General features: G+C 48.3%; 15 protein-coding genes. 11 read left to right on the top strand and 4 right to left on the bottom strand.

What is annotated here, in order from left to right; translation table 11 throughout:
• Nucleotides 1-44: 44 nt before the first annotated feature.
• The 7 genes from HNR50_RS20630 (at nucleotide 45) to HNR50_RS20600 (ending at nucleotide 8,299) form a co-directional block, all read left to right on the top strand.
• Nucleotides 45-671, top strand: coding sequence for a redox-sensing transcriptional repressor Rex (locus HNR50_RS20630; RefSeq protein ID WP_184748704.1), 627 nt, complete (start codon nucleotides 45-47; stop codon nucleotides 669-671).
• A gap of 111 nt (nucleotides 672-782) precedes the next feature.
• Nucleotides 783-3,395 (top strand): bifunctional acetaldehyde-CoA/alcohol dehydrogenase, encoded by a 2,613-nt coding sequence (adhE, locus tag HNR50_RS20625; RefSeq protein WP_184748703.1) that lies wholly within the window; start codon nucleotides 783-785, stop codon nucleotides 3,393-3,395.
• 67 nt (nucleotides 3,396-3,462) lie between these two features.
• A complete protein-coding gene (locus HNR50_RS20620) occupies nucleotides 3,463-3,705 on the top strand; it encodes a (2Fe-2S) ferredoxin domain-containing protein (RefSeq protein ID WP_184748702.1) in 243 nt (80 codons plus the stop codon).
• Nucleotides 3,698-5,452: a [Fe-Fe] hydrogenase large subunit C-terminal domain-containing protein gene (locus HNR50_RS20615; RefSeq protein ID WP_184748701.1), complete on the top strand. Its 1,755-nt coding sequence runs from the start codon at nucleotides 3,698-3,700 to the stop codon at nucleotides 5,450-5,452. Before HNR50_RS20620 ends, HNR50_RS20615 begins: the two co-directional genes overlap by 8 nt.
• Nucleotides 5,449-6,642 carry a SpoIIE family protein phosphatase gene (locus HNR50_RS20610; protein WP_184748700.1) on the top strand — a complete coding sequence of 398 codons (1,194 nt, stop codon included), beginning with the start codon at nucleotides 5,449-5,451 and terminating at the stop codon, nucleotides 6,640-6,642. Before HNR50_RS20615 ends, HNR50_RS20610 begins: the two co-directional genes overlap by 4 nt.
• 20 nt (nucleotides 6,643-6,662) lie before the next feature.
• Entirely contained in the window at nucleotides 6,663-6,929 is a 267-nt protein-coding gene (locus HNR50_RS20605; RefSeq protein ID WP_184748699.1) for an NADH-quinone oxidoreductase subunit NuoE family protein, read from the top strand.
• Nucleotides 6,923-8,299, top strand: a complete 1,377-nt coding sequence (locus HNR50_RS20600; RefSeq protein WP_184748698.1) for a monomeric [FeFe] hydrogenase — start codon at nucleotides 6,923-6,925, stop codon at nucleotides 8,297-8,299. Before HNR50_RS20605 ends, HNR50_RS20600 begins: the two co-directional genes overlap by 7 nt.
• Here HNR50_RS20600 and HNR50_RS20595 read toward each other — a convergent pair.
• Entirely contained in the window at nucleotides 8,289-9,191 is a 903-nt protein-coding gene (locus tag HNR50_RS20595) for a diguanylate cyclase (protein ID WP_184748697.1), read from the bottom strand. The genes HNR50_RS20600 and HNR50_RS20595 overlap by 11 nt on opposite strands.
• Before the next feature lie 157 nt (nucleotides 9,192-9,348).
• Complete coding sequence (locus tag HNR50_RS20590) at nucleotides 9,349-11,133, bottom strand: biotin/lipoyl-containing protein (RefSeq protein WP_184748696.1); 1,785 nt, start codon at nucleotides 11,131-11,133, stop codon at nucleotides 9,349-9,351.
• A gap of 260 nt (nucleotides 11,134-11,393) precedes the next feature.
• Here HNR50_RS20590 and HNR50_RS20585 point away from each other — a divergent pair, with 260 nt between their 5' ends.
• From HNR50_RS20585 to HNR50_RS20570, 4 genes are all read left to right on the top strand, one after another.
• Nucleotides 11,394-14,264, top strand: a complete 2,871-nt coding sequence (locus tag HNR50_RS20585) for a M16 family metallopeptidase (RefSeq protein WP_184748695.1) — start codon at nucleotides 11,394-11,396, stop codon at nucleotides 14,262-14,264.
• 14 nt (nucleotides 14,265-14,278) lie between these two features.
• Nucleotides 14,279-14,782 (top strand): DUF2147 domain-containing protein, encoded by a 504-nt coding sequence (locus HNR50_RS20580; RefSeq protein ID WP_184748694.1) that lies wholly within the window; start codon nucleotides 14,279-14,281, stop codon nucleotides 14,780-14,782.
• Nucleotides 14,783-14,887: 105 nt separating this feature from the next.
• On the top strand, nucleotides 14,888-15,154 hold the full coding sequence (locus HNR50_RS20575; protein ID WP_184748693.1) for an OadG family protein: 267 nt from the start codon (nucleotides 14,888-14,890) through the stop codon (nucleotides 15,152-15,154).
• A gap of 14 nt (nucleotides 15,155-15,168) precedes the next feature.
• Entirely contained in the window at nucleotides 15,169-16,335 is a 1,167-nt protein-coding gene (locus HNR50_RS20570; protein WP_184748692.1) for a sodium ion-translocating decarboxylase subunit beta, read from the top strand.
• Between the two features lie 21 nt (nucleotides 16,336-16,356).
• On the opposite strand, the gene HNR50_RS20565 is transcribed toward HNR50_RS20570, so the two are convergent.
• Nucleotides 16,357-16,764: a DUF7793 family protein gene (locus tag HNR50_RS20565; protein ID WP_184748691.1), complete on the bottom strand. Its 408-nt coding sequence runs from the start codon at nucleotides 16,762-16,764 to the stop codon at nucleotides 16,357-16,359.
• A 90-nt stretch (nucleotides 16,765-16,854) separates the two neighbouring features.
• A complete protein-coding gene (locus HNR50_RS20560) occupies nucleotides 16,855-19,656 on the bottom strand; it encodes a M16 family metallopeptidase (protein ID WP_184748690.1) in 2,802 nt (933 codons plus the stop codon).
• Between the last annotated feature and the right edge of the window lie 70 nt (nucleotides 19,657-19,726).

Here is a 19,726-nt window from a genome sequence, read left to right as displayed (position 1 = left end):
TGATAATACTGAAAAACTTCTGAAAAGCGAGAGTTATTTAACTGATGAAAAGCATACCCCTGCCCGCTATACGCCGCTATCCACTGTATCTGAGGAGATTAAAATCCTACAGGATCGGAGGAACTATGTGGGTTTCCGCCACGACGCTGGCTGATGATCTGGGATTTTCATCGATTCTTGTCCGAAAGGATCTGGCATTAACCGGATTGGAAGGACGGCCTAAATACGGATTTGCCATCGATCCCCTGATTGAGGCGATCGAGGAGTGTCTGGGCTGGAATAACAGAACCGATGCCATTCTGGTCGGTGCGGGTAATCTCGGATCGGCGCTGCTCGGATACAGCGGGTTCTCTCAATACGGATTGGAGATAACAGCCGTTTTTGACAGCGACCCGGATAAGAGGGGAAAAAAAATCCAGGGGAAGTCCATTCTGTCTATGGACAAGCTTGCCGGTTTTATCAGCAGAACCCATATTCCCATGGCCGTTCTGACCGTACCGGCCGATTCAGCCCAGAGAACTGCGGAACTGCTTGAAGATGCGGGAATCAGGGGCATCTGGAATTTTGCGCCGGTTAAATTAAAGCTCTCCGATAAAGTCGTAGTTCAGCGAGTCGATCTGGCTTCCAGTTTTGCCGAACTTTCCTCCCGTCTGAAGAGAAATGAATTGTAATAAGCGGGAAGGTGACCAACAGTGCGGCTCATATCAAAACATATGAGCCTTTTTTATAAGTGCTATCGATAGAAATGTATCGATAGTAAAGTATCTATGAGGAGTTAGAAAATGAGTGAGAAAAAAAATGCAGATCAGGCGACTGACAGCCTTCGAAACCTGGATAAGCTGATCGAAAGCGTCAGTGCCGCCCAGACATTGTATTCTTCCTATTCTCAGGAACAGGTCGATACAATTTTCAGACTATCGGCCATCGCGGCCAACGAACAGAGAATCCGTCTTGCCAAAGAAGCTGTTGCTGAAACGGGGATGGGTATTGTCGAAGACAAAGTGATCAAAAACCATTTTGCATCGGAATTCATTTTCAACAAGTACAAAGATATGAAAACATGCGGCTTTCTCGAAGAGGACAACAGCTACGGGATTAAAAAGGTTGCCGAGCCTCTCGGGGTTATTTGCGGGATCATCCCCACGACAAATCCTACATCCACTGTCATATTCAAGGCTCTCATCGCTCTTAAAACGAGAAACGCCATTATCTTTTCTCCCCATCCCCGGGCGAGAAAATGCACGATCGAAGCGGCTAAGGTCATCAGGGAGGCTGCGGAAAAAGCAGGAGCTCCAGCCGGGTTGATCGGCTGGATCGAAGAACCGTCCATAGAGCTTTCAAATCATATAATGTCTCATAAAAAGATAGCCCTGATACTTGCGACGGGCGGTCCCGGAATGGTGAAAGCCGCCTATTCCTCCGGACGTCCTGCTATCGGAGTCGGTGCCGGAAACACGCCGGCTCTCATGGATGAAACGGCCGATGTGAAAATGGCTGTCAATTCCATCCTTATGAGCAAAACATTTGACAACGGCGTCGTCTGTGCATCGGAGCAGTCGGTTATCGTTCATCAATCCCTTTATGAAGAGGTTAAAAAAGAATTCCGGGAGAGAGGGGCGCAGCTGCTGACTGAAGATCAGACCGACAAGTTGAGAAAAGTGATTCTCGACCCCCGGCGGGGAACAATCAATCCGGGAATCGTCGGACAGAAAGCATCAAAAATAGCTGAGATAGCGGGTTTTTCCGTTCCTGAAGAAACAAAGGTTCTCATCGGGGAAGTCAAAGAGATTTCCCAAAGCGAGCCAATGGCACATGAGAAGCTGAGTCCCTGTCTGGCACTTTATAAATGCGATTCTTTTGAAGAAGGCCTGACAATGGCCCGCGATCTGGTCGTTCTGGGCGGGATCGGACATACATCGGTTCTTTATACGGACAAAAACAACCAGGACAGGATCAGGGCGTTCGGTTCCGAGATCAAAACGGGGCGCGTGCTCGTCAACATGCCTTCTTCTCAGGGCGCTATCGGCGATATTTACAACTTCAGACTCGAGCCTTCGCTGACCCTTGGCTGCGGAAGCTGGGGCGGAAATTCGGTCAGTGAAAATGTGGGGGTTAAACATCTGATGAATATTAAAACTGTAGCGGAAAGACGGGAGAATATGCTCTGGTTCAAAATCCCCTCTAAGGTGTATTTCAAGTATGGCTGTCTGCCGCTGGCTCTCCGCGAGCTCGAGGGCAGAAAACGATGCTTTATCGTGACAGACTCCTACCTTTTCGATCATGGGTTTGTGGACAGGATCATAAATGTCCTCAAGGATATCGGTATAGACTGTCAGGTGTTTCATCAGGTAAAACCGGATCCCTGCCTATCGACAATCAACCAGGGATTGGAGCAGTTGAGATCTTTCAACCCCGATGTCATTATCGGTTTCGGCGGTGGATCCCCCATGGATGCCGCGAAGATCATGTGGCTGCTTTATGAGCACCCTGAGCTGTCCTTCGAGGGACTGGCTCTCCGCTTTATGGATATAGAGAAAAGGATCTACTCTCTGCCCTCTACGGGAAAAAAAGCTTTCTTTACGGCCATACCCACCACATCCGGAACGGGATCGGAAGTGACGCCTTTTTCAGTCGTCACCGACGACAGGGCCGATATGAAGTATCCCATTGCCGATTATGCGCTGACTCCCGATATGGCTATCATCGACCCGGAGCTGGTCATGTCCATGCCGAAAAGCCTGACGGCCGCTTCGGGGATCGATGCGGTGACCCATGCCATCGAGGCGTTCTCTTCGGTTCTGGCTTCGGACTTTACGAACGGTCTGGCTCTCGAGGCCCTGAGAATACTATTCAAATACCTGCCTGTTTCCTACAGCGAAGGGGATAAAAACTCCAAAGCCAGGGAAAAAGTGCATAACGCGGCGACTATGGCGGGAATGTCTTTCGCCAACGCTTTTCTGGGAATCTGCCACTCCATGGCTCATAAGCTGGGAGCACGCTTCCATGTGCCTCACGGGGTGGCGAACGCCCTCCTTATCACTCATGTTATCGATTTCAACGCCGTGGAAAATCCTGTCAAACAGGCGGCTTTCCCTCAGTACGAATACCCGACCGCTGCTTCCCGCTATGCCCGCATAGCCGATTACCTGCAGCTGGGCGGTAAGAGCGATGGCCAGAAAGTGGCCAATTTGATCAAAGCAATTGAAGATCTTCGGCAGAAACTGGATGTACCGGCATCAATCAAACAGTATGGAATCTCCGAAAAAGATTTTCTTGAGGCGGTGGATGAGCTTTCGGAACAGGCTTTCGATGATCAGTGTACGGGTGCCAACCCCCGATATCCCATGATCAGCGAAATCAGGGATCTCTATCTCAAAGCCTATTACGGCAAGTAAAGCACAGCCGGAGAGTCCCGGGTTAGTCCTTTCCCGGGTCACTCTCCTTTTATCTGGAGGAAAGAGTATGAAAGTACAGATTGAAATTTGTATGGGCAGCTCCTGTTTTGCCCGCGGTAACAGTCGTCTCCTTTCCTTTCTTGAGGAATACATAGCCGGGGAGGGATTGGCCAGCCGGGTCGGAATAACAGGGCACCTCTGTATGGGGAATTGCTCTTCCGGGCCGGTCGTCCGTATTGACGGCATGGATTATTTTGATTTGAAGGAAGCGGATCTGGCGCGGCTTCTCGGGGAGGCTCTCGATGAGTAGCAGCAGGCAGCCTGTATATACGGAAAAGACAAAATGCCGCGATTGCTATAAATGTGTTCGCTACTGTCCTGTCAAAGCTATAAAAGTGGAGGAAAACAGCGCCAGGATCATCGATGATCTTTGCATTTACTGCGGACGATGTGTCGAGATCTGTCCCACCCATGCCAAAAAGGTTCGGAATGATGTGCCGGAAGTGAAGAAGCTTATCCGTTCAGGACGGAAGGTTGTTCTTTCTCTTGCTCCCAGCTGGACAACTGGTGTTTTCGGCTCCCGGGAGGAGTTGATAGCGGCTTTTCGCGGTTTGGGGTTTTGCGCCGTCTCGGAAACGGCTCTCGGCGCCGAACTGGTTTCCTCCTGGACGTCGGAGCAGCTGGAAAGGGAACCGGGATTGATGATTTCATCGGCCTGTCCCACTGTTAACGAGCTTTTCAGAAAGTATTATCCCCAATTTATAGACAGTTTATCCCGCGCTCCTTCCCCTCTGGAGGCTCATGCTCTTTTTTTGAAAAGACTGATGGGCGAGCGGATTGCTGTTGTATTTGCCGGCCCCTGTATCGCAAAAAAACTCGAAGCGGATAACAGGGATTCGGAGATTGACTTTGCACTCACCTTCGATGAAATGTCCGGGTGGCTGGGTGAAAGATCCCTTACTGCGGCAACGCCGCGGTCATTTGAGACTGAAGATCTGGACTTCTATCCCTGTCAGGCGGTTTCGGGATCTCTCTATGCTATGGAAGGGGGTATGATCCGCTCTCTTGGAGATATGAGCCGTAGCCCGGACCGGACAATGGTTCCCCTGTCGGGTATGACCCATATTATGGAAGCGCTGGATGAAATGGACGGCAGGGACGGAATGATGCTGGAACTCCTCTCCTGCCCCGGCGGCTGTGTCAACGGATCGGGATTTAAGAACCGGGGAAACCAGTTCGCCTATCGCAAAAAAAGTCTCATCCATTTTGAAAAAGCATTGGCCGGTTCAATTTCTTCTTCCCCCGTACTCGAAGCGGCTGAAAGTATGAATCTCCAGCTGCCGCTGAAAAGTTTTATTAGGGCTTCCGCCCATAGGGAAGCTTCTTTTACCGACGAGCTGATTGAAGAGGCTCTTTACGAACTGGGCAAGGAGAAAGAAGAAGACCGACTGGATTGCGGCGGCTGCGGTTACAATTCCTGCCGGGATTTCGCCGTGGCCTACTTGAAGAAAATGGGTGAGAAGCCCATGTGCGTTACCAATATGCGGAAGCGGGCCCAGAAGAAGGTCGATATGCTTCTCCGGACACTTCCCATGGGTGTGGTTATCGTAAATCGAAGGCACCAGATTGTCGAATGCAATAAAGGCTTCGCTTCTCTGTTCGCCGATCCCGAAACAATTTGCGATGAGGAATATGCAAAAAGGCACAGCGATTTACCTCTGATCAATTTCGTCGATCTGACATCCTGTCTCACAGATATTCTCTCAGGCAGAAAAAGCATCTTTGAGGAGAGGTTGAAGATCAATGGGAAATTTCTCAAAATCACCTTTTTCTCCATCGATAAAGGACACCTGGCGGGAGTCATCATTCAGGACATCACCACCACATCTGTAAAAAGAGAGGATGTCATCCGCAAAGCCGAAGAGGTCATCAGTAAAAATCTGCAGAACGTTCAGCAGATCGCTTCTCTTCTGGGAGAGAATGCAGCGGAAACGGAAATCATTCTCCGGTCTCTGACAGACCAGTTCCAGTTTACCGCAGCGGAGGGTAACCTTTGAGCTTTTTTATAGAAGTGGATTATTCCCAGTACTTCAAGGAGGGGCAGAGCATCGGGGGAGATGTATTTCTTCTCTCGAAAGGGGAAGAGAGGGACCGCATCATCTGTACGCTATCCGACGGACTGGGAAGCGGAGTGAAAGCGAATGTTCTGGCAAACCTTACTGCTCATATGGCTCAGAAATATGCAGCCGGCACTACCGATATGGTCAAGTCAGCTGAAATCATCATGAACACCCTGCCGGTTTGCCGCGAGAGAAAAATCAGCTATTCCACCTTTACCATTCTGCGTATGGAAAACCTCAAATCCGATAAGGTCAGGGCTTCCATCGTCGAATATGATAATCCGGGATTTCTCCTCATACGCGATGGGGCATGTCTCTGTCCTGAAAAAACCAGGCATGAATTGAAGAGACCCGGAGCGTTTAAGGATGAGAATCTTTTTCACACTGAGCTGGAACTTGAAGCGGGAGACCGGATCATTTTTTTTACCGATGGCATAACCCAGGCCGGTCTCGGCACGAAACAGCTGCCTTTGGGCTGGCGGGCCGGCAATGTGAAGAGGTATATTCTGGAACTTCTCAATAACCGACGGGAAACTTCCGCCTATGAACTGGCCTCGGCCGTTACGGCGAAAGCCAGAGCTCTGGATATTTATAAGGCGAAGGACGATATCACATGCGCCTCTGTTTATATCCGCAAACCGAGGCGGCTTATCGTATCAACCGGACCGCCTATTGATGAATCACGCGATGAAAAACTGGTTAAGGCCATTGCAGATTTTGACGGGCGGAAGGTTATAGCCGGAGGGACGACCGCCCAGATTTATTCCCGGATAACAGGAAAAAAGCTAAAGGTCGCTCTTTCTGATTGCGATGGAGATCTCCCCCCTTGCGCCTCTATGGAGGGTGTTGATCTGGTAACAGAGGGGATGCTGACCCTCAACAGGATTGCCGGTCATCTGGAGAAAAGAATCTCTTTGAATGAATTGCCGCGGAACAGTGCCGGGCAGTTTCTCAAGCTTCTGCTTGAAAGCGATCAGGTCCGGTTCCTCGTGGGAACCAAAATCAATGATGCTCACCAGGATCCCAGCATTCCCTTTGAAATCGGAATCAGGCGATCCATTATCGGACGGATCGTGAAAGCTCTCGAAGAGAATTACCTGAAAGAGACTGAACTGGAATTCATTTAGTTCACAAAAGGAGATCGGTTATGGAAAAAATAATTGTGGAAATCTGTACAGGGACGGCCTGTTTTGTCATGGGATCGGGAAAGCTTCTCGCACTGGCTGATTCTCTTCCCTCTGAGTTGAGGGATAAGGTGGAAATTCAGCCTGTTCTCTGTTGTGAGCTCTGCCGGGACTGGGCGAATTCCAAACCCCCGGTTGTTAGAGTTGCGGGAAAACTGATTGCCGGTGCCGATGAAGAACAAATTCTTCATGCCATCGGGGAGAAATTAAGAGGTGAGAGCGTATGCTGAACGAAAACAACCAGTACAGCTATTTGAGGAAGGAACTGCTTTTGCGCTTCTTCAATTTTCTCTTTGACAGTGATAATACTCTGGACATTAATAAAATCCCCTATGCCATGATCCCTTCCAAGGGTGATCCGCGTCGTTGTTGTATCTATAAAGACCGGGAGATGATTAAATACCGCCTGCTGTCTCTTATGGGGTATGATCTTTCGGGAGATTTTGATGAAAGCCCCTCTCTATTCGAGTTTTTCAGCCGCTGCGAAAAGGAAAAGGCTCCATCCTTGCCTCCGCTGTCGGTTATCTCCGCGGCCTGCAGTTCCTGCCGGAATAAACAATACCGAGTCACGGAACTGTGCCGCGGCTGTCTGGCCAGACCGTGTCAGACGATTTGCCCGGCCGGTGCGTTAACTATGAAAAACGGCAAGGCCATCATAGACGGTGAGAGGTGTGTAAACTGTGGTAAGTGCCAGAAAGCCTGTCCTTACAGCGCCATTGTCTATATCCCCGTCCCCTGTGAGGAAGTCTGTCCGGTTGGCGCCATTGTCAAAAAAGAGGGACATGCTATAGAGATAGATAGGCAAAAGTGTATTTCCTGCGGTCGCTGCACACGTTCCTGTCCTTTCGGTGCTATTGTTGAGAAAAGCCATGCCGTTCCTCTTGCCGCCGCGTTGAAGCTGAAAAAAGACATTTCGCTTATGATAGCGCCCTCTCTCTATAATCAGCTCCCCGGCAGTGACAGCCAGATACTCGAAGCACTGAAAGCCATAGGCTTCACTCGCGTTTATGAACTTCAGGAATCGGCGGAAATCGTCGCTGCAGAAGAAGGCCGGGAGCTTGTGGAGCGAATGGAAAAGGGCGAGTCCTTTATGACCACATCCTGTTGTCCCGCCTATGTGGAAACTGTGAAGAAACATATGCCCGATCTGGCTTCCCATGTCTCCCGTACACCTTCGCCCATGGTTGCGGGAGCTGAGATTCTGAAAGATCAATTTCCCCATTCGACTATCGTCTTCGCCGGTCCCTGTATGGCTAAAAAAGTCGAGGCATATGAGAATGGCATTGTGGATCTCGTTATGAATTTCGAGGAACTGGGAACTCTACTCATATCCCGTGCTGTGGAAATTCTCAATTATCCCGAAGTGGAGAGAGAGCCCGTTTTTGAGATGGGGCGCGGTTTTGCCCATTCCGGCGGTGTCGCCAGAGCTGTTGAAGCCAGTCTGGGGAGGAAGGTCGGATATGGACAGATCGACGGGATTTCATCAAAAACACTGCGTCTGATGAAAACCTGGACAAAACGGGCACCTTCGGAGCATCTCGTCGAGGTGATGGCCTGTGAGGGCGGTTGCAGCAGAGGACCCTGCTCACTTAATTCATAACGGGAACGGCTGAGATAATTTTGTCTTTGCCGTCATGTTTGGCTTTGTAGAGGAGGACATCCGTTTTTTCGATAAACTCGTTGATGCTCTCCTTGCTCAAGGTGGAAACCCCTCCGCTGAGAGTGATCTTCATATCCCTATTGTCCCATTTCAGGTTTTTAACGGATTTGCGGATTTTTTCCGCCACTTTAAAGGCCGAAACATGATCCGTATTGGGAAGAATGATAATGAATTCCTCGCCGCCGTATCGTCCGGCCACATCTTCTTCCCTTATAATATCTTTTATGGAACGGGAGACTTTCTGCAGAACCTTATCGCCCTGTTTGTGACCGAAGGTGTCATTAACCAGTTTGAAATTATCGAGATCGAACATAATCAGTGACAGATTCAGTTCATGTCTTTTCGTATAGCTAATTTCTTCAACAAGCCTTTCGTGAATGTACGAGTGATTATAGAGTTGCGTGAGACCGTCTGTGAGAGCCATCTGTTTGAGATAATCGCGATTGTGCTTGACTTCAAGATGATTGCGGACGCGGGCGATTAGCTCTGATCCGTTAAAGGGCTTGGTAATATAATCAATGGCTCCGCACTCGAAACCCTTCACTTTGTCTTCGGGAAGAATATTACCAGTGAGGAAAATGACGGGCGTATCTCTCATTTCATAGGAATTTTTCAGTTCGGTGCACAGACTGTAACCGTTCATTGCCGGCATATTGATGTCGAGGATAAAGAGGTCGAATGTTTTCAGGTCATCTCTGGCCAGAGCTTCCCTGCCGTCCGATGCGGTTTCTACAGCGTATTGTTCCTCAGTCAGAATACATTGAATGAGTTGGCTGACAGCTGGGTCATCATCAACTACCAGGATGGAAGAAAGTGTACTTTTATCGTTCACTGTTCTCTGCTCCATAATGCATATAGATATTGTCGGCTGAAATGCCTATGAAATAAGCAACTTAGGAATATCTTACAACAAATCCGTAAAATTGGGTTATTTTTTTAAAAAAAGGACCGGAAAAAAACTTTTCCGGTCCTGAATCTTCCAGTCTCTATCAGCCGATTTCCATAATCAGCTGGTCGGACGTGACCTGGTCTCCCTGGTCTACGAGAATTGACTGCACAGTTCCCGAACAGGGAGCGAATACGGCATTTTCCATTTTCATAGCTTCCAGCACAGCGACTTCATCGCCTTCTTCAACCTCATCGCCTTCTTTGACGCTGATTCTCAGCATAAGTCCCGGCATGGGGGCGGTTACGGGTTTTCCCGAGCCGGCCGGCGCTGAAGGTTGTTTCATGCTCTCCTCATCGATGCCCTCGCTGACGCCGATATCGTAGCTCTTGCCGTTGACAAGGGCTTTGTCTCCTTCGAAGCGAACGGCATATTTTTTACCGTTCACCGTTACGGTGTAGCCCTCTTCGGCACCGGCGGATTTCTTTTCGATCTTTCTGATGTTCTCTACCGCCTTGCCCTGGAGGAAGGCAATTCCTTTTTCCCGGCATGTGGCGGCGATAAAGATGTTTTCATCGGTAATATCCAGGTCGTTTTTGATAAGGGCCATTTCTGCCGCTTTACGTCCCAGATTGGGGTTGGCGTCGTTGATTTCAAGAACCGTTTTTGTCGTCGGCTCGAGTTTGAGCTGCTGGCTGGCTATCTTTACGATATCCGCATCGGGCTCAACAGGCGTTTTGCCGAAGTAGCCGAGTACCATTTTCCCGTATCCGTCGGCGATCTTCTGCCAGTTGCCGAACATGGTGTTGTTGAATGCCTGCTGGAAGTAGAACTGCGAAACAGGTGTAACCGATGTACCGAAACCGCCTTTGGCGACGGCTTTTCCCATGAATTTGGTAATTTCCTCGTATTTGTCCAGAAGATTGTTATCTCTCAGCATCTGGGTATTGGCTGTAAGAGCTCCTCCGGGCATCGGGGAGAGGGGGATGGTGGGTTCCACTTTCTTGGCTTCGGGAGGCATGAAATAATCAGCCATGCATTCTTTGAAAATCTCTTCTGCTTCGAATATTTTAACGGGATCGATACCGAGATCCCAGTCCGTTCCCTGAAGGGCGTGATACATAGTCATAATGTCGGGCTGACAGGTTCCGCCCGATACGGGAGCCATGGACAGATCGATCTGGTTGGCTCCGGCTTCCATCGCCGCTTTGTTCTGGATGATGGAGATCCCGGCAGTTTCATGTGTATGGAAAACGATTCTCACATCTTCGCCGAGAAGCTGTCTCGCCTGCTTGATTGTGTCGTACACTTTGTGGGGAACAGAGGTTCCCGATGCGTCTTTGAAACAAACCGAATCGAAAGGAATATTCGCTTCGAGGATTTTTCTCAGAGTGTCTACATAGAATTCGGGAGTGTGGGCTCCGGAACATCCCGGGGGAAGTTCCATCATGGTGACACAGACTTCGTGCTTCAGGCCCGCATCGACTATACACTGTCCTGAATAAATAAGATTGTTTACATCGTTCAATGCGTCAAAGTTACGAATAGTTGTCATTCCGTGCTTTTTGAAAAGGTCGGCATGCAGTTTGATTATATCGCTCGGCTGTGAATCGAGGCCGACGACATTGACACCTCTGGACAGAGTCTGGAGGTTCGCGTCGGGACCCGCTGCGACTCGGAACTGATCCATCATATCAAAGGCGTCTTCATTGCAATAGAAATACAATGACTGAAAGCGTGCACCGCCTCCCGCTTCGAAGTGTGTGATCCCTGCATCTCTGGCCGCTTCCACAGCGGGGAGGAAATCTTTTGTCAGCACTCTGGCACCGTAAACCGACTGAAAACCGTCTCGGAATGCGGTATTCATAAACTCAATTCTCTTTTTCATATGTAAACCCTCTAATTGTGTATCGAAAACGGCCTTCCTGTAGAAAAACCGATATCATTATATACGAACAATTATTTTATGTAACTACAGCGGAGATGGGAAAAAAGGTATTTCATAAATAAATGTTGAATAATTCAACCAACATTGTTTTCTCTGGTGATTTTTTTTTGATATTTCAGGAATTTTCATGTATTTACTTGTTTTTTTTCTGTATAATGATGGCTTGTATTCATTTTTGACACGGTGCAGGTTTTGACCAGATGACATATAAATTATTAAAAGATTCCGATAGTGCGGGATACCTCTTTGAACATGCGGCAGGCGATCCTTTCGGCTTAAGAATCTACACTTTGAAAAACGGTCTTAAAGTCTTTATCAGCACGAACCTGGAAAAGCCCCGTATCAAGTCCAGAATCATAGTCAGGACGGGATCTGTCAACGATCCCGCTGATTCGACAGGAATGGCTCATTATCTGGAACATATGATGTTTAAAGGCACTCCTTCCATCGGAGCTCTGGATTGGGAGAAGGAAAGAGTTCTTCTGCAGGATCTGGAAGACCTTTACGAAGAATATTGTGCTGCCCCGGGCGAACAGGAGCGGAAAGATCTGCTTAAGAAGATCGACGATTTATCGGTTCAGCTTTCTTCGCTGGCTCTGCCCGGAGAACTGGACAGGATCTTTACCCATATCGGAGCCCGCTATACCAACGCCCATACAGGATTTGAGGAAACGGTATACAATAACGATATCCCCGCCGGGGAACTCGAGCGGTGGCTGACAATTGAAAAGGAGCGTTTTTTCAATCCCGTTTTCCGCTTTTTCCCTACGGAACTGGAAGTCGTCTACGAAGAGTTCAACCAGGAACAGGATGATGATTTTCAGAAGGTCAGCAATCTGCTCATGTCTTCTTTGTTTCCCAACCATCCCTACGGCAGCCGCACCATACTGGGAACAGGTGAACACCTTCGCCGTCCTTCCCTGAAAAAGCTGAAAGAATACTATAAGCAATGGTACATTCCTTCCAATATGGCCATCGCTCTTTCCGGCGATCTTGATATTGAAGCTTCCATAAGAGAAATCGACAGAATCTGGGGAGATATTCCGGCCGGAGAGCTGCCGGTGCATGAACCGGTGGTGGAGGAACCGCTGAAAGGGCCTGTCCGCAAATCGACATACGGTCCCGACGCCGCATTCTCCACTGTCGGATTCAGATTCGACGGTGCCGGTTCCGAGGATGATCTTTATCTCACTTTGATTGATATGATGCTCAATAACAGCCAGGCCGGACTTTTCGACCTGAAGCTCGTACAGAATCAGAAACTGCTGGAAGCGGGGACATCCTATTTATCGTGCCGCGATTACAGCTGGTTTATCATGTACGGCCTTCCCCGGCACAACCAGTCTCTCGACCATGTAGCCGTCCTGCTGCTCGAGCAGATAGAAACGTTGAGACAGGGAGATTTCGAAGACTGGATGATCGATTCGGTGGCCAATTACTTTGAGATTTCAAGAACCCAGGATCTGGAGTCCAATATGGTCGTCGACTCCTATGCCGATGCTTTTATCAGCGGGACTTCATGGGATGATTACCTGAATAAAATTGAAAAGATCCGCGCTGTAACCAAGGAAAACCTCGTCAATTTCGTCAAATCCCGGTTCAGCGACAATTTTATCCTGATTCAGAAGAAAAAAGGGAAGGGGAAAGCGTCGGAGCTGATGGAAAAGCCTGAGTTTTCCCCTTTGAAAATTCGCCATGGCATAGAATCGGAATACTTTTCAAAAATCAAGCAGGAAAAGACGAGAAGGCTCAAACCGGAGTTTGTCAATTTCGAAGAAGCCATAGTACGGAGAAAGACAATCCAGGGATTGACAATCAACTGCATCGGAAACCAGAGCAACGATCTTTTTGAATTCCAGTACATTTTCGAAATCGGAAGAAATCACAGTAAAAAACTGGCGCTGGCTGCGTCATATCTCAATTATATCGGGACATCGCTTTATTCTCCTTCGAGTCTTCAGCAGGAGTGCTTCCGGCTGGGACTGGAAATGGGAATCAATACCGATTCCAGCCGGACTTATATTTACCTCTATGGCCGGGACCGCTATTTCGACAAGGGGATCGATCTTCTGGAGCATCTGCTCTCCAAAGCCAAAGCCGATAAAAAGTCCTATAAGAAATTCATAAAAGGGATTCTTCAGAAAAGGCGTGATGCCAAGCTCAGCAAAAGGACCATTCTCAACGGAGCCATGTACGCCTGGGGGCGTTACGGCAAGGATTCTCCCTTTACGGATATTCTCTCCGCACGGGAGCTTTCATCTATTTCTCCCGATGAGCTCACTTCCCTGATTCGCGAACTGTATCGTTTTAAACACAGCGTTTTTTATTACGGACCCCGGTCGTGCCGGAATATTGAGACTATCGTGGAGCAGCGTCATAGAATCAAGAATCTTCCCGAACCCAATCCGGCCGAAAAAGTGTATGCGGAACAGGAATCGGACAGAAACAGAGTTTACTTTGTCGATTACGATATGGCTCAGGCTGAGGTCCTGCTCATTTCCAAACAGAAGCAGTTTCAGGAAGAACTTATGGCCATGGCCTATGTCTTCAATGAATTTTACGGCAGCGGCATGAACTCCATTGTCTTCCAGGAAATACGGGAAGCCCGGGGATTGGCCTATTCCGCCTATTCGGCATACACCACTCCGGGACGAAGAGACAAGTCCCACTATATACACGCTTTTATCGGAACCCAGGTTCATAAGCTGGAAGAGGCTCTGAGTGCCATGTTCGGTTTGATGAATGATATTCCCGACGCGGAAATTTCCTTTGAAGCCGCCCGCGAGTCCATTTTGAAAAATCTGGAAACAGAAAGAATTCTCAACAATGATCTGTTCTGGACCTATCTGGAAAACAACGATATGGGCATCCACCGGGATTATCGCGAGGATATATACAACCGGATTAAAAAAATGACCTTTGACGAGGTGAAGGACTTCTTTTCCAATAATATAAAAGGTAAAAAATTCACAGTCCTTGTCATTGGGAACCGTAAGGAGATTGATTTTAATTCCCTTCGCAATTATGGTGAAGTTACGGAATTAAAACTCAAAGATATCTTTAACTATTGATGAGGAGTACGATAATGAAAAAGGCTGTTTTATTAACTTTTTTTCTGCTGGCGGGAATGATTCTATTTGCAGCGGAACCCATTACGGGTTTGTGGAAAAGCGTTGATGACAACACAGGCCTGCCCAAGTCAATATCTCTTATTTATGAGAGGGACGGACTGGTTTACGGCAGAATCCTGGCGACCTTCGATGAACAGGGAAAGATGCTTGATTCCATTATGAATCCCGTGGAAAAAGCGGTTAATGTCGCCGGCGAGCCTTATTATTCAGGGCTCGATTTTATCTGGGAAATGGAAGACCGGGGCCGCAGGTGGAGCCGTGGTAAAATCATGGATCCCGAGCCGGCGAAAATCTATTCCTGCGACATGTGGATTAAAGACGGGAATCTGATAGTGAGAGGGAAGATCGGGCCTTTCGGAAGAAATCAGGAATGGCTTCCCGCTTCTCTGGAAAGAGATCTGCCGGCCGGTTTCGTCCTGCCGCGTACACTGGTTCCATCGATTCCCCAAGCGAAATAGACAGGAAAAATATCTGATGGATGATTTTGGAAAGACGGTTTGTTGACATATTCAACAAATTGCTGGAATAATGATTCCGTCAGTTAAAATAAAGAAGGTGTGTACATGAATTTTTTTGAGAAGGGACTGCAGAACATCGCTTTGAATGATGGCTACAGTCTGTCTATCGCGGGTATGAGTATCGTATTCCTGGCGCTTGTCGTTATCGCTGCGATAATCAAGCTGTTACCCGTGTTTCTGGTTGTTCTGGATAAGATTATTCCGGAAAAACATATCGAACCGAACAGCGGAACCCGCAGAAGCGCCGACGACGGTGCTGCTGTTGCCGCCATTGCCGCTGCCATCTACAAAAAAAAGCAGAAAGTCGGATAAGGGAGTTATAAATTATGGAAATGTTTAAGAGCTTTTTATCTTCGACTGGTTTTTTTCAGATGTCCCCGGGCAACGTGATTATGATTCTGATCGGAATCACTTTCATCACTCTTGCCATTGCCAAACACTTTGAACCACTCCTTCTACTTCCTATCGGTTTCGGTATCATTGCAGGTAATATACCTTTCGCGGCCGGAATGGCTGTCGGGGTATACGATCAGGGTTCTGTCCTGAGCTATATCTACTTCGGCGTCAGCCAGGGTGTTTTCCCTCCTCTTATATTCCTCGGGATCGGCGCCATGACGGATTTTTCCTACATGCTTTCAAACCCCAAGCTTATTCTTCTCGGGGGAGCGGCGCAGATCGGTATCTTTCTGACTATCGCCGGAGCTATGTTTCTCGGATTCTCCGGAGCTGAAGCCGGTGCTATCGGTATCATCGGAGGAGCGGACGGTCCTACATCCATTTTCCTTTCGTCAAAACTGGCTCCCCATCTTCTCGGGGCTATTGCCATCGCCGCTTATTCCTACATGGCCCTTGTTCCGGTTATCCAGCCGCCGATCATGAAGCTGCTGACAACAAAAAAGGAACGGCTCATAAGAATGACTCCTCCCAGGATTGTTTCAAAAAGAGAAAAGATTTTCTTCCCCATTATCGGCTTTATTGTAACGGCTCTTATCGTACCCGGTTCATTGACTCTGCTTGGAATGCTCTTCTTCGGAAACCTTCTTAAAGAGAGCTTTGTGACCGAGCGCCTGGCTGAAACGGCCAGAACATCGATGATTGATATCGTTACAATCCTTCTGGGCTTTTCTGTCGGGGCCAGTACCCAGGCAGTCAGAATGGTTGAAGAGGGGGGAGTTATGGTTAACAAAGGTTTTCTGACTCCCCAGTCTCTGATGATTTTCGGTTTGGGAGCATTTTCATTCGCCATAGCCACAGCCGGCGGGGTGCTTTTTGCCAAGTTTATGAATCTTTTCCTGAAAGAAAAGATTAATCCGCTGGTCGGAGCTGCCGGAGTTTCCGCTGTACCTGACTCTGCCCGGGTTGTCCAGACAGTCGGACAGAGTGAAGATCCGAACAATCATCTGCTCATGCATGCCATGGCTCCCAACGTAGCGGGAGTCATCGGGTCTGCCATTGCCGCCGGTATACTCTGGTCGGTACTGGTTCCGGCGTAATAAATATTTGAGATTTTTTAATCAAACATAGAGGGAAGCCCATTCCAGGGCTTCCTTTTCTGTTTTAAAGACCTTGTTATGGATTTTCGCTTTGCTCATTACGGAAGTGAAGATCTTTACAACTGCTGAAAAGATAAGGTTGTCGCCGAAACTGACGGCAATGTCGATAAAGGAATCTTTGCCTATGGTATCGACGACATAAATTCTGGCTTTCATATCGATGGAAGATATCCGGCTGTTGTCGACAACCAGGATAAGATTCCCCTTTTCCTGTTTGTCCTTGTACTTTTTAAGAAATTCGAAGAAGGCTTTAGCCGCCTGAGTTGTCACCCGCCCATCGGGATAAAATACGAGAATCCCTTTGTTTTTTTCAATAAGTTGCGCTTTAAAATCCTTTGATTCGTAAAACCAGATCGGGTAGCTGTTCATGGAATCCATTATATACCTGCTATAAAAAAAGGGGGAAGCCGCCTTAGGCGGATTCCCCTGAAAAAGTTTAAAATTAATCTACAGTAAAGTCTATTGGGCAGGGTAGAGAATGATTTCCATAAGGTTTTTTCCGGAGAGGTATTTTGATGCGGCACCGGAAATATCGCCGGTAGTCAGTGAACCGTACATTTCTTCCTTATTGATTATCGTGTCTCTGTTGTAACCGTAATACCAGACATTTTCCATCTGGGAAAGCCACCAGCTGTTCTTCTGAAGGGATTCTCCGTAAGAAACGAGCTGAGCTTCCATCACATCATGAACTATCTGGTCGTCCACATCTCCTTCCATCAACTTATTTATTTCCCCTATAACCATGTTTTTCAGTTCTTCTGTTCTTTCGGGATCACAGCTGAAAGTGAAGCGGAAGCTGTAGTCCTCTACGGGGTATCTGGCCGGTGAGAATCGTATGCCTATGCCGTATACGCCGCTGGCTTCTTCCCGGACAACTCTTGTCAGCTGAGTCTGTAGATAGGATTCCAGAGACAAAGTCTTGTAGAGTTCCTCTCTATTCCAGTCAAAATCTCCGGAATATATGAGGGACACCATGCTGACAGGTTCGATACCCGCTGCCAGGGATTCGGATATTTTGCCTTCGGCATAACGGATATTCCTGTCTTCCCAGCTCTCCTCTCTACCGGTAGAGGGAAGCGCCCCCAGATATGTAGAAATCAGAGGTTCAATGTCTTCGAGGGTAAAGTTACCGGTAAAAAAGAATGTGAAATCGCTGAAATCTGAGAATCTGTCTTTGTAGAATTCCAATGCATCGCTCTGGCTCACTTCTGTCAGTCGTTCGGCCGTAAGGGGTCTGGTGCGGAAATGATCCGAAGCCATGGTCGAGGTTATGAGATCAGAGTAGCGCTGCCGCGGATCGGAATCCCTGTTGGCAAGAGAGTCGGCTACGCGACCTATGAAAGGGGTCCATGCGCTCTCGTCGTAACGGGGTGCTGTTGCTGTCAGGTAAAGTAGCTGGAACATTGTCTCCAGATCGGCGGGACGGGCTGAACCGCTGAAACCTTCCTTTAAGTCGCTGAAATAGGGAGAGACTCCTGCCTGTTTGCCGGCCAGCTGCTTTTCCAGCTCGACAGCATTAAAATCTCCGATTCCGTTGATCGAAGGAAGCGAAGAGGCAAAAAGAGCCGAGAGATAATTTTCATCTTCTGCTTTTGAAGTTCCCCCCCGGCTGTATCCGGTAAAAAGAATTTCATCCTTCTTGAAATCCGTCGGCTTCAATACTATTTTGATACCATTTTCCAGGGTCCACTGAGTGATCCCCGTATCTTTGTAAAACTCCCTGTTTATCACCGGTGTTCCGGCGGGGATCGAAGAAAGTAGATCGCGGCTGCTGAAGTTATCCTCATAGGGAGATATCTCGCTGTTTCTCACCTTTGTGAAAATTTCTGTCAGCGATTCCTCATCAGGAAGTTCCAGCCCCTCTCTTGCGGGAGCTGTGACCATAACAACTCTGTTTTCTCTGCTGAGAAGTTCTTCCGCCAACCCATCTATATCCTCCATGGTAATAGAGGGGAGATAGCGGTTGTAAAGGTCAACTTCGGTTTCAATGCCCGGCAAAGGGAGACCGTTCATAAAAGCCTGTACCATGTCTTCGGCAAAATAGACCGATTCAAGATTGTCCCTTTCGCTGTAGTAACGCTCAATGCGGCTGGCCAGTTCTTTTTTCGCTCTGTCCAGTTCTCCCTGAGTAAAACCGTAACGGCGTGCACGTTCCGCTTCGCTGAGAACGGCTGAAAGGCCCTTTTCCAGCTTCCCGTCAGCCGTCTGGGCTCCTATTGAGCTGAAATCAGTCGCTCTGGCATAAGAAGTCGTATATGCGAAGCTCTGGATGAAGGGGGGATTCTCACTGCGGGCCAATTCGTCCAGCCTGCTGTTGAGCATATTGAAGAACAGCATTTCGGCCGTTTTGCCCCGGTAATCCGATGGGATGCGCATCTGTTCCTGTTTGTATTTTGTCAGAACTTCAATCATTGATGATGTGGCTTCGGGATCGCTTTCTATGGAGAATAGTGTTTCGCTGTGCCCCGGGACATTGAATTCATCTCTTTCCCGGCTGATCTCCGGATTCGTATAGGGAGAAAAGGTCTGTTTAATAACCTCTTCTATCTTTCTGCCGTCAAAATCCCCTACAGCAATTACAGCCATCATATCCGGACGGTACCAGTCGCGGTAAAAGCGGGTAAGGCTCTCATGGGAACAGCCTTCGATAACATCGGTCAGGCCTATGGGAAGCCTCTCTCCATAGCGTGAGTCTTTAAAGAGAACGGGGAAGGCTTTATCGAGCATTCTGGCACGGGCGCCCCGTCCCAGTCTCCATTCTTCGAGAATGACGCCTCTTTCTTTTTCGATTTCGACCGGATCGAAGGTGAGATGGAATGCCCACTGATTGAGAACGTCCAGTCCGGTCAGCAGCTGTTCCTCCACATCCGTGCGGACCTGCAGTTTGTAAACGGTCTCATCGAATGAGGTATGGGCGTTTATATCCGGGCCGAACTCCAGGCCCAGAGACTGAAGGTAGGCGATAAGATCATTTTTGGAATACTCGTCGGTGCCGTTGAAGGCCATATGTTCCACAAAATGGGCCAGGCCGCGCTGGTCTTCATCTTCCAGTACCGACCCGGCTTTGACCGCCAGCCGCAATATGGCCCGGTCTTCAGGGTAGTCATTTTCAAGGATGTAATAAGACAGTCCGTTATCCAGAACGCCTTTGATTATGTCGGGATCGTCGGGAATAATCCCTTCCGACGTCCCTTTCGCCTGAAGAAAAACCGCAGGAATCAGCAGCATAATCAACAGATATATAGTTAGTTTTTTTCTCATTTAAGTCTCCTCGGATTATGCTAAAACTATACACCACAATTAATCTCATTCGAATAAAAAAAAAGATTTT

Source organism: Spirochaeta isovalerica, assembly GCF_014207565.1.
GTDB lineage: Bacteria > Spirochaetota > Spirochaetia > DSM-2461 > DSM-2461 > Spirochaeta_F > Spirochaeta_F isovalerica.
This window is presented reverse-complemented; position numbering and strand designations above follow the sequence as displayed.

Bases quoted from the DNA above. Each gene is read 5' to 3' on its own strand.
- HNR50_RS20580 (WP_184748694.1), top strand. From the start codon at position 14,279: ATGAAAAAGGCTGTTTTATTAACTTTTTTTCTGCTGGCGGGAATGATT.
- HNR50_RS20585 (WP_184748695.1), top strand. From the start codon at position 11,394: ATGACATATAAATTATTAAAAGATTCCGATAGTGCGGGATACCTCTTT.
- HNR50_RS20565 (WP_184748691.1), bottom strand. From the start codon at position 16,764: ATGAACAGCTACCCGATCTGGTTTTACGAATCAAAGGATTTTAAAGCG.
- HNR50_RS20600 (WP_184748698.1), top strand. From the start codon at position 6,923: ATGCTGAACGAAAACAACCAGTACAGCTATTTGAGGAAGGAACTGCTT.
- HNR50_RS20590 (WP_184748696.1), bottom strand. From the start codon at position 11,133: ATGAAAAAGAGAATTGAGTTTATGAATACCGCATTCCGAGACGGTTTT.
- HNR50_RS20570 (WP_184748692.1), top strand. From the start codon at position 15,169: ATGGAAATGTTTAAGAGCTTTTTATCTTCGACTGGTTTTTTTCAGATG.
- HNR50_RS20615 (WP_184748701.1), top strand. From the start codon at position 3,698: ATGAGTAGCAGCAGGCAGCCTGTATATACGGAAAAGACAAAATGCCGC.
- HNR50_RS20605 (WP_184748699.1), top strand. From the start codon at position 6,663: ATGGAAAAAATAATTGTGGAAATCTGTACAGGGACGGCCTGTTTTGTC.
- HNR50_RS20575 (WP_184748693.1), top strand. From the start codon at position 14,888: ATGAATTTTTTTGAGAAGGGACTGCAGAACATCGCTTTGAATGATGGC.
- HNR50_RS20630 (WP_184748704.1), top strand. From the start codon at position 45: ATGAAAAGCATACCCCTGCCCGCTATACGCCGCTATCCACTGTATCTG.
- HNR50_RS20560 (WP_184748690.1), bottom strand. From the start codon at position 19,656: ATGAGAAAAAAACTAACTATATATCTGTTGATTATGCTGCTGATTCCT.
- HNR50_RS20620 (WP_184748702.1), top strand. From the start codon at position 3,463: ATGAAAGTACAGATTGAAATTTGTATGGGCAGCTCCTGTTTTGCCCGC.
- adhE (WP_184748703.1), top strand. From the start codon at position 783: ATGAGTGAGAAAAAAAATGCAGATCAGGCGACTGACAGCCTTCGAAAC.